Annotated in this window: 7 protein-coding genes and 5 tRNA genes; 5 read left to right on the top strand and 7 right to left on the bottom strand. The window is 37.4% G+C overall.

The window, feature by feature from the left end; all coding sequences use genetic code 11:
• Positions 1–3 precede the first annotated feature (3 nt).
• From F3H00_RS04380 to F3H00_RS04360, 5 genes are all read left to right on the top strand, one after another.
• Positions 4–79: transfer RNA gene (locus F3H00_RS04380), tRNA-Glu, on the top strand.
• 18 nt (positions 80–97) lie between these two features.
• Positions 98–173: transfer RNA gene (locus F3H00_RS04375), tRNA-Val, on the top strand.
• 8 nt (positions 174–181) lie between these two features.
• A tRNA-Asp gene (locus F3H00_RS04370) sits at positions 182–258 on the top strand.
• 121 nt (positions 259–379) lie between these two features.
• Positions 380–455 (top strand) — tRNA-Lys (locus tag F3H00_RS04365).
• A gap of 8 nt (positions 456–463) precedes the next feature.
• Positions 464–538, top strand: a tRNA-Glu gene (locus F3H00_RS04360).
• Between the two features lie 551 nt (positions 539–1,089).
• On the opposite strand, the gene F3H00_RS04355 is transcribed toward F3H00_RS04360, so the two are convergent.
• Genes F3H00_RS04355 through nuoI form a run of 7 tightly spaced genes read right to left on the bottom strand, consistent with a single transcriptional unit; the run spans position 1,090 to position 9,804 of the window.
• The gene (locus F3H00_RS04355; protein ID WP_148799934.1) at positions 1,090–3,465 is read right to left on the bottom strand and encodes a tetratricopeptide repeat protein; all 2,376 of its coding nucleotides are present in this window, start codon (positions 3,463–3,465) and stop codon (positions 1,090–1,092) included.
• 22 nt (positions 3,466–3,487) lie between these two features.
• Positions 3,488–4,978, bottom strand: coding sequence for an NADH-quinone oxidoreductase subunit NuoN (nuoN, locus tag F3H00_RS04350; protein ID WP_148799936.1), 1,491 nt, complete (start codon positions 4,976–4,978; stop codon positions 3,488–3,490).
• A complete protein-coding gene (locus F3H00_RS04345; protein ID WP_148799938.1) occupies positions 4,975–6,486 on the bottom strand; it encodes an NADH-quinone oxidoreductase subunit M in 1,512 nt (503 codons plus the stop codon). The genes nuoN and F3H00_RS04345 overlap by 4 nt, the downstream gene beginning before the upstream one ends.
• On the bottom strand, positions 6,486–8,324 hold the full coding sequence (nuoL, locus tag F3H00_RS04340; RefSeq protein ID WP_148799940.1) for an NADH-quinone oxidoreductase subunit L: 1,839 nt from the start codon (positions 8,322–8,324) through the stop codon (positions 6,486–6,488). The genes F3H00_RS04345 and nuoL overlap by 1 nt, the downstream gene beginning before the upstream one ends.
• A 3-nt stretch (positions 8,325–8,327) precedes the next feature.
• Positions 8,328–8,630 (bottom strand): NADH-quinone oxidoreductase subunit NuoK, encoded by a 303-nt coding sequence (nuoK, locus tag F3H00_RS04335; RefSeq protein WP_084041822.1) that lies wholly within the window; start codon positions 8,628–8,630, stop codon positions 8,328–8,330.
• Positions 8,627–9,163: an NADH-quinone oxidoreductase subunit J gene (locus F3H00_RS04330; RefSeq protein WP_148799942.1), complete on the bottom strand. Its 537-nt coding sequence runs from the start codon at positions 9,161–9,163 to the stop codon at positions 8,627–8,629. Before F3H00_RS04330 ends, nuoK begins: the two co-directional genes overlap by 4 nt.
• A gap of 23 nt (positions 9,164–9,186) precedes the next feature.
• Positions 9,187–9,804 (bottom strand): NADH-quinone oxidoreductase subunit NuoI, encoded by a 618-nt coding sequence (gene nuoI, locus F3H00_RS04325; RefSeq protein ID WP_148799944.1) that lies wholly within the window; start codon positions 9,802–9,804, stop codon positions 9,187–9,189.
• Positions 9,805–9,806 lie beyond the last annotated feature (2 nt).

Raw genomic sequence — 9,806 nt, 5'->3', positions numbered from 1 at the left:
TATGACCCTTTCGTCTAGTGGCTCAGGACTCTACTTTCTCTGTGTAGAAACAGAGGTTCAAATCCTCTAAGGGTCGCCAGATATTTTTTAAATTTTAGGTCGCTTAGCTCAGTTGGTAGAGCGCCACCCTTACAAGGTGGATGTCATAAGTTCGAGTCTTATAGCGACCACCATTTTAGGTGCAGCGGTAGTTCAGTTGGTTAGAATGCCGCCCTGTCACGGCGGAGGTCGCGGGTTCGAGCCCCGTCCGCTGCGCCATCCATTAAACCTTAGGTTAAGGTCGTGTCTAATAAAGCACCCATTATTGAGTGTCAAATTAAATTTTAAGATTATAAGTTCTAAGATAACACTTTAAGATTTATTATTACTATTTAATCTTGCCTCGTTAGCTCAGTTGGTAGAGCATATCACTCTTAATGATGGGGTCGTAGGTTCGAGACCTACACGGGGCACCATCCATTCTGGCCCATTCGTCTAGCGGTTAGGACACCAGCCTCTCACGTTGGTAACACGAGTTCGAGTCTCGTATGGGTCACCATTTTTCTAATTCTTTTTCTTTTTAATTTGTTACACAGAAATTTTTATAGAAAATTTATTAAAAATGTATACTTATTTGCTTAGTAAATTGCTACTAAAAACGTAAAAATTAATTTTTATAATGTTGTTTAATTAGCGTGTAGTATATGATAAATTTTTAGAAGTTAATTTACAATAAGCTAAAAATTTCTATAAATACAATAAAACACATCATATCAATATAATTAAAAGCGTTACAAGTTGTTTTTTGCTTTGATCTATTGGGCAAAAAACTTATTAAGCATTTTTAATTTTTAAGCTTATAAAACGTAAAACAGCCTACATTTGTTAATAAAGAAAGATGCTTAAAATTTTAAGATTATACCAGGTCTCATGCATTAAAAACACATTAAGGCTTATGATAAAATATAGCTCTTTTTATAATATAAAGAGCATTTGGTAGCAATGTAAAAAAATAATTAAATACGTAAAAAGTTCAACTTAAATAGCAAAAATAAAGGCTAAACTTTAAGCTTAAATATAAAACTTAGCAAACAAGCTATCTCTTTGCATTTAGTTTTTACCTATCATATCAAGCTTAGCTTTGCAAGCATCTTTATACGGGCTTATAAAATTTGAGTCAGAGCACTCATTTAAATAAGGCCTAGCCAACTTAAACTGCTTTTGTCTTATATAAATTTCACTTATCAAATTTAAAGCATGTAAGCGGTCTTCTGGTTCAAGCTTCATGTTTAGTATAAATTTCGCCTCATCAAGTGCCTCACCTAGGTTATCTGTCTTTAGTGAAGCTTCTGAGTAGTTAAAATTTATCTTTGGTGAAAATGTATTTATCTTGGCTTTTGTTTGTAGCTCAAGAGCTTTTTTGGCATATGTTGTAGCGATGGCGTAGTCATTACTTTTCATCGCATAGTCGCTTATAGCTGTATATGCTTCGATAATCTTAAAGTCTTGGCCTCTTAGCTGCTCAATAGCGCTAATGGTTGAGATCGCCTCCGTAAAGCGTTTTAATGCAAGCAATGAGTAAAACCTATCAAAAAGAGATGGTGTTGGATCTGAGTATTCGACTGATGAGCCAAGTGAAAGCGCATCATTTGCAGCAATGATCGCATGCTCATAGTCTTTGTTTTTATATAAAATTTTGCTCAAATTTACCAGCCACTCAACTCTGTCTTCTAAATTTTCATCTTTTGCATGAGCTTTTGCTAACTCAAGTGCATCGTTGTAGCGAGCTGTTCTAAAGTAGCAGTTAAAAAGTTTAAACTGTGGTAATGAGATTTTATTTATATCGTAGTTTTCAAGCAAATTTATAACAGCCGTGCAATCATCTTTTATAAAATACTCTTTTGTAAGCTCTAGCGCAGCCTCATTTATCAGCTCCATTGCCTTACTTAAATTTCCATCTTTTGCCATGGTTTTGTAAGATAGTGCATCGGAGAATTTGCGCTCTTTAATATCCAGCTCAAGCTCGCTTATTAGAGCCTTTTGGCTAATATTTGTTCCAGCATATTTTTCAATTAGCTCTTTATATCTTGCATGAAGTGCAGTAGCATTTTTATCCTCCTCTTCAAAGAATAACCCATCTTTTGCTTTAGTCACCTCATCGATATAATCACCATATTTAAACTCTGTCTCATATCTATTTAAGTATTCGTATGCTTTTTTCTCATCTTTTGTTTTGGCTAGATTTAGTGCTAAATTTTTTAAAGCAACTTCATAAAAATCTTTCGTTCTATCGCTATTATTTATCAAGATTTCATAAATTTTAGCAGCCACATCAGGCATATCTTTACTTGCAAATGTAGTTGCAAGATTCATCGACTTTGTTGGGTTGTTCATAAAAAATTTTTCATTCGCATTTGCGATTTTTAGTATAAATTTCTTTGCTTCATCAAATTTTTCTTTATCAATATTTGCATCAGCTAGGCTTAGTGCTGCTCTACTTGCAAGGTCGATGTCGTTCGTGGAGTAAAGCACTTTTTCATAGTCTTTTAGCGCCTCCTTTTGTCTGCCTATCTTGTAGAGATAATCAGCATAATCAAGCGCTGCAAGTTTTGTAAATTTTGAGTTTGCGTGCTCTTCGTTTAAGATATCAAGCATATATTTTGCATCACTTGCGATACTATCTTTTAGGTAGGCTCTAGCGATTAGATAGAGCACCTCTGGATAGTTTTCATCAGATGGAAATTTTCTAATCCAAGCCCTACCTTCACTTACGATATCTTTTGGCTCAATCTCTTCAAACTCATTTTTTGTCTCAAAAATTTTATCAAGAGCCCTTAGGCGAAATAGTAAAAATTCACTTGAAAAAAGGCTATTTGGGTGCCTTTTTATCGCTGTTTGAGTATCTTTTACTACATTTTCATAAGCGCCCTTTTCATAAGCTCTTTTTATGCTTATGTAGATATCAATGTCATTACTATCAAGCTCAGCAATAGGAGCTTTATTAAGATCAAGCGCTCCGATACTAGGATTTAGCATATCTTTAAAATCAGGTTTAAAATTTAGCCCGGACTTTCTCTTATTATTTTCACTGAGCGAAGTATCTATAATTATGCTAAAGTGTTTTGAAATGGTTGTTTTTGGGCTATCTTGTACGTTTTGGCTACTATAAAGCTCAGTTTTTATATTTAGTAGTTTTGACGGTGCTTTTGGCATTATGACGACAAAAAGCTTGCCATCTTGCTTTTTATATTTTATATCCATTAATGGCAGTGTCGTATCTTCAATTTTGGGCAAAATTCCATCATCAAGCATACAGACATAGCGTTTGGTATCGTAAGCTAAAATTTGCTCAACGCATTCAAATTCTTGCTCATCGCTTAGCTGAAGAACGCTATAAGGTTTATCACCATTTGCGCCGCTGTTTAGGCTAAGATTAAAAGCAGTTAGATAAAGCGGAAAAAATAAAATAATTAAGAGCTTTTTCATGCCGCAATTATAGTTAAATTTTCTAAAATCCTGAAGCAAAGACAAAATGCTCAATAAATTCCAAAATCGCCCCAGAAAATAAAAACGAAAAGGCCGTTCCAGCTACCGCAATGCCAACAATTACTTTTAGCGCCATAGAGATATTTGCGGTGTAGAGATTTTTATCTTTTACGATCGGCTCTTTTAAAAACATAAAGACGATTAGCTTTAAATAGTAATAAATCGCAATGGTAGAATTTATCATAATTATAACGCTAAGAACGACGTAATCAGACTTTATGAGCGATGAGATAAGCACCATCTTGCCCCAAAATACGCTAAAAGGCGGTATGCCAGCAAGGGCGATCATAAAAATTCCCATTATAACTGCGTAGCTTGGTAAAATTTTTATAAGCCCTGAAAATTTCTCAAATGGGTGCTTAAAACGCTTGTCCCAGCAGACCACATCGTCGCACCTTGCCACCCAGAGCATAGAAAATGCGCCCAAATTTGCAAACAAAAACATAATCCAGTAGAAAAACAAGGCGACATTTGCCTCGTGAGAATTTGCCACAAGCGCGCAAAGCACGACACCAGCGTGAGCTATCGAGCTAAAAGCGAGCATCCTTTTGACGTCTTTTTGCACTAGCGCCATGATGTTTGCAAGGCTCATCGTAAGCACGGCGATGATGTAGAGCATATCTTTTATCCATGAAATTCCAGAGCCCTCAAGCATCGCAAAAATTCTTAATGCGACGATAAATCCAGCAACCTTTGGCACGATCGACATATAGCCAGCTAGCGGGGCATTTGAGCCCTCATAAACGTCTGGTATCCATGTGTGAAATGGTATGAGCGAGAGCTTAAAGCCAATGGCTGAAGCGATGAAAACGCAGCCAAGAAGGATTATTAAATTTTGATTTAGGCTAAGATCTTTTATGACAACGCCTATGCGAGTGATGTCTATTGAGTTTGTTGCTAGATAAAACATCGCTATCGCCATCGCAAAAAAGCCAGCTGAGAGCGAACCCATCGCGAAGTATTTGATAGCAGCCTCGACGCTTTTTGCCTTGTTGTGAAGGGCGATTAGGGTGTAGAGGCAAAGCGAGCTGATCTCAAGACCTAAAAAGATGATGAGTAGGTTGTTTGAGCTCACCATAAATAAAAATCCAGCGATCATAAACAAAAATAGAGCATAATACTCGTAAATTTTGTACTCAAAATACTCTTTTGTGCTAAGTGCGAGCGGGATAAAAAGGGCTGAGGCGATTAGGATGATGACTTGAGAGATGACCGAAACGCCATCAACCAAAAGCATATCCCAAAAGCTAAGGCTAAGTCCGTTAAAATCAAGTATTAGACCCAAATTTACAAATATTGCGATGATACAAAATACGCAGTAGAAATTTCTTGAAAGGTCTTTTTTTATGGTGCCAACGATTAAGATAAAAAGCGCAAAGATTATCATACTAAGCATCGGAGCAACCGAAGATAAAGAAATTTCTTTAAGGTCTAAAAAGGCTATTTCGTTCATAGTTTGCTCCCGCCATTTAAAGATAAAATTTTATCCTTTGTGTCGCTATTTATGGCTCTAGTTTGCATTTTGCTTATGATATTTTGCACGCTTGGTTCAAGCGGTTTTAGGATTAAATTTGGGGCGATACCAAGGGCGATTATGAGCAAACAAAGTGGCACAAGAGCGGCTAACTCTTTGAAATTTAGATCCTTAAGGCTTAAATTTTTCTCTTTGCACTCGCCAAAAAAGACCCTTTTATAAAGCACCAGCATATAAACAGCGCCCACGATGATGCTAAAGCCACCAAGTAGCGCAAAGAGCTTGTTTAGCTTAAAGACGCCAAGCAGGCTCAAAAACTCGCCTACAAAGCCAATCGTTAATGGCAAACCAATGCTTGCAAGAGTTGCTATAAAAAATATAAGCGCATACTTTGGCATAACCTTAGCAAGGCCACCAAATTCGCAAATTTCTTTTGTGTGAGCCCTCTCGTAGATGACGCCAACTAACAAAAATAGCGCGCCACTTACGATGCCGTGGCTTATCATCAAAAATATCGAGCCGCCAAGGCCTATTAAATTTAGTGAAAAGATGCCAAGCATGATGACGCCCATGTGCGAAATAGAGCTATAAGCGATCACTTGCTTCATATCGCTTTGTGCGTAGGCAACAAGGGCTGCATAGATGATCATGATGATGGCTATGACGCAGACAAAGCCGCTTAAAATTAGGCTCGCATCTGGAAAAAGTGGAAGTGAAAATCTCACAAAGCCGTAAGTACCCATCTTTAAAAGCACGCTAGCAAGCAGCACTGAGCCGATAGTCGGAGCCTGTCCGTGTGCATAAGGTAGCCACGTGTGAAACGGAAATAGCGGAGTTTTGACGCCAAAAGCAAAGAAAAATGCTAAAAATAGCCAAATTTGAGCATTTTCTCCGATGCCAAGCTTGTACCAATCAAGCAGATTAAAGCTAAAGACGCCGCTTTTTTGATAGCACAGATAGCCGATAAAAATGATCGCTACTAGCATAAAGACAGAGCCTAAAAATGTGTAGATGAAAAATTTGATCGCCGCGTAAATTCTATTTTTACTGCCAAATGCGCCGATGATGTAAAGAAGCGGTATGAGGCTAAGCTCCCAAAAGCTGTAAAATAAGATCATATCAAGCGCGCTAAAGACGCCCATCATCGTGCTCTCTAAAAATAGCACGCTAATAACAAGGTGCTTTAAATTTCCATCATCGCTAAGTGCGGCGATAGAGATGAAGCTCATAAATGCGCTAAGGACTATAAGCACAAGTGAAATGGTGTCGATGCCGACAAAGTAGCTGATATTTAGGCTTGGTATGAGCGAGACTTGATGCGTTAAAACAAAGTCATAACCCTGAAAATCGACATTGACGCAGATAAAAATGGCAAGCAAAAGCTCGATCAGCGCGATGCTTGCTCCATAAAATTTGATGCTTTTATTTTCTATCAAAAAGCCAAGTATTGCGCTTATTGCAGGGAAAAATATGATTACACTTAGCATTATTTGGCTCCGTTTAATAAAAATATAAAGCTTAAAAGCAAGGCAAGACCTGCGACCATAAACCTAAGCATGATGCTTAAGTCGCCACTTTGCATTTTGTTTGTTAAATTTGCAAATTTATTTAGCGCCATTGCGACTAGATCGACACTTCTATCAACTATCATCTCGTCAAATTTCTTGCAAATTTGTGAAACTAACGTATAGCCATTTATGAAAAATTTCTCGTAAAATTTTGGGATAAAGTAGGCATTTTGTAAAATTTTATAAGCTCTGCTCTCACAAACACTCTCTTTAAAAATTTCTTTTTTATAGGCAAATACTGCAAAGCCAGCGCTTGCTAGCACTAGACTAAGTGTTAAAACGAGCAAGAAAATTTCGCTACCGTGAGATAAATTTAGTGAAAAATCTTTTAAGTTTTTTTCTAAAAACTCACTAAAGTTGCTCCAAAAAAAGCCACTTATGACTGAGAGAATTCCAAGTACGCCCATACCAGCTAGCATATAGTTTTTAGCTTCATGCACGTGTTTTTCGCTCTTTGGCTTTGTAAAAAAGACTAGCATAACGAGCCTAAAACTATAAAATGCTGTAAGCACAGCACCAAAGAGTAAAATGATCCATAAAAATTTATTCTCACTAAAAGCAACCTCTAAAATTTTATCTTTAGAGAAAAAACCAGCAAATGGATAAAAGCCAGCTAGTGCGCAGCTTGCGATGATAGAAAATAGTGCAGTTGGCTTCATAAATTTATAAAGCCCACCCATTTTTTTGATATTTAGTTCGTCATTCATCGCGTGCATGACGTTGCCAGCGCATAAAAATAGAAGTGATTTGAAAAATGCATGTGTGACAAGGTGAAAAAGTGCGATCTTATAAGCGCCAAGTCCAGCAGCTACAAACATATAGCCAAGCTGCGAAAGCGTCGAGTAGGCGATGATCTTTTTAAGGTCGTTATGCACTAGCGCAATGCTAGCTGCAAATATCGCTACAAATGTGCCAAGGTAAGCGATAAAGTGCGAAACTTCAGGTGCATTTATAAAGATAAAATTTGCTCGTATGACTAGATAAACGCCAGCCGTTACCATGGTCGCAGCATGAATGAGTGCAGAAACTGGAGTTGGCCCCTCCATGGCATTTGCAAGCCAAGTGTGAAACGGAAACTGCGCACTTTTGCCCATGGCACCTATGAAAAGAAGTGTGGCGATGATGCCTAAATTTAGCCCAGAAAAGTCGCTTCTGGCGTTAAAAACCTCGCTAAATTTAAGTGAGCCAAAGCTATAAAATATATAAAAAATGCCAACAAGCATGGCTAGATCAGCGACTCTATTCATAATAAAAGCTTCGTTTGCAGCGACATTTGCACTAGGCCTTTTATACCAAAAGCCAATGAGTAGCCACGAGCAAAGTCCAACGCCCTCCCAGCCAATAAATAGCCCTATAAAGTTATCGCTTGAGACAAGGACATTCATGCAAAAGACAAAGAGTCCCAAGTAGCTAAAAAAGCGATTAAAGCTTGCATCGTCTTTCATATAGCCAACCGAGTAGATATGCACGATGCTTGCGACCACGCCAACGGTGCTAAGCATAACAAGGCTAATGGCGTCAAGATAGAAGCCAAAATTTAAATCCAGACTGCCAAAATTTATAAATTCTTTTAGTAATAAATTTAGTGGTTCATCTATGCCAAGGCTAGCTGTTAGCATGAGTGAGGCAGTTGTGCTAATTATCATGAGAAGTGAGCAAAAGATACCAAGTAAAAAATTTTTACTACTATGTGAAAAAAGTCCAGAAACGATAAAGCTAAGAAGTGGAAAAAATAGTGAAATACAAAATAAAGTCATCTCTTAGCCTTTCATATTTGTCATCGAATCTAGGCTGATACTACCAGTCTTTTTGTACCAAAGCACCAGTAGGCCAAGCCCCACAGCAACTTCACTAGCTGCGATAGCCACTATAAAAAATGCAACTATTTGTCCAGTTAGATCAAAGTGGTATTTTGAGATAGCTGCGAGTGCGATATTTGCCGAGTTTAGTAAAATTTCACTTGAGAAAAATAGCATGATCAAATTTCTTCTTCTCATTATGCCAACTAGCCCTATGACAAAGACTAGACTTGCAAGGATGAGGTAGTGAGTAAGTCCTATCATAGCATCTCCTCTAGCGTATTTTGAGTATTTAGGTCTTTATGTATCAAGATAATGCCAGCAACCATTGCCACAAGAAGCATTACAGCACACATCTCAAAAGCGATCAAATACTTGCTAAAAAGCAAAATTCCAATAGCCTCGATATTGCCAAGCTCGCTAGCAATGGGACTTAATCCATCAAATTTTGCACCATAAATAGGAGCTAAAAATATAAATATCAAAAGAAGCGCTATAAAGCTACTTAAAAGATAGATGGTGATCTTTGCTTTTTTGCCGCTTTTTGGCTCGCACTCCTTGCTGGTGTCAAAAAACATCATTGCAAATGCATATAAAACGACCACAGCGCCTGTGTATACGATGATCTGCACTACGCCTAGAAATTCCGCTCCAAGTAAGAAAAATATAGCCGAGATAAAGACCATGCCAGCAGCCAAAGCTGAGACTGCATTTAGTGCGTTTTTGCAAAATACGCTAAAAGAAAAGCTAACTAAAACCAAGGCGCTAAAAAGATAAAATGCAAAGCTCTCATACATCTTTTGCCCTTTTAAAATTTATACTACTCATCACTTTTTGTCTCATTTTCATTTTCGTTTATAAATGCATTTGGCGTCTTTTTGATTAAGCTATCAGCATTTTTAGGAAGTGCTCCGTATCCTTCAAACTCGCTTTGATCTTTTAAAAATTTATCCTTTGTCAAAAACTCATCTTTTGTGCCAAATATAATCCTGCTCTCACTTGCGACTTCGTACTCTTGCCCGCAGACTATCGCAAGCTCAGGACAAACATCAGCGCAAAATCCACAATACACGCATCTACTTAAATTTATTGAGTAGCTTGCGACCTTTTTACGGCCATCATCGCCAAGAGAAGTCTTCATCGAAATACAGTTGCTAACGCAAATTTTCTCACATAGCCCGCATCCAATGCAACGTTCATTTTCACTTTCAACAAATTTCAAAAGCTTGTGAATGCCCCTATATCTAGCATTTAGCTGCATCTTTTGCATAGGATATTTTAAAGTATGTGACTTGCTAAAGAGCATCTGCTTTATCGTAACTTTTAGTCCGATTAAAAGATCAGGCTTAAATGTGATAGCGATGAAGTGCTTAAATTTATCAAACGTGCTCTTTGGCTTTAACTTTTCATCTATTAAAATATATTTTTTCTCACTCATTT

Origin of the sequence: Campylobacter concisus, from assembly GCF_902460845.1 — a bacterium.
Taxonomy (GTDB): Bacteria; Campylobacterota; Campylobacteria; order Campylobacterales; family Campylobacteraceae; genus Campylobacter_A; species Campylobacter_A concisus_X.
Note: the sequence above shows the minus strand (reverse complement) of the source record. Positions and strands in the feature narration are given on the sequence as shown.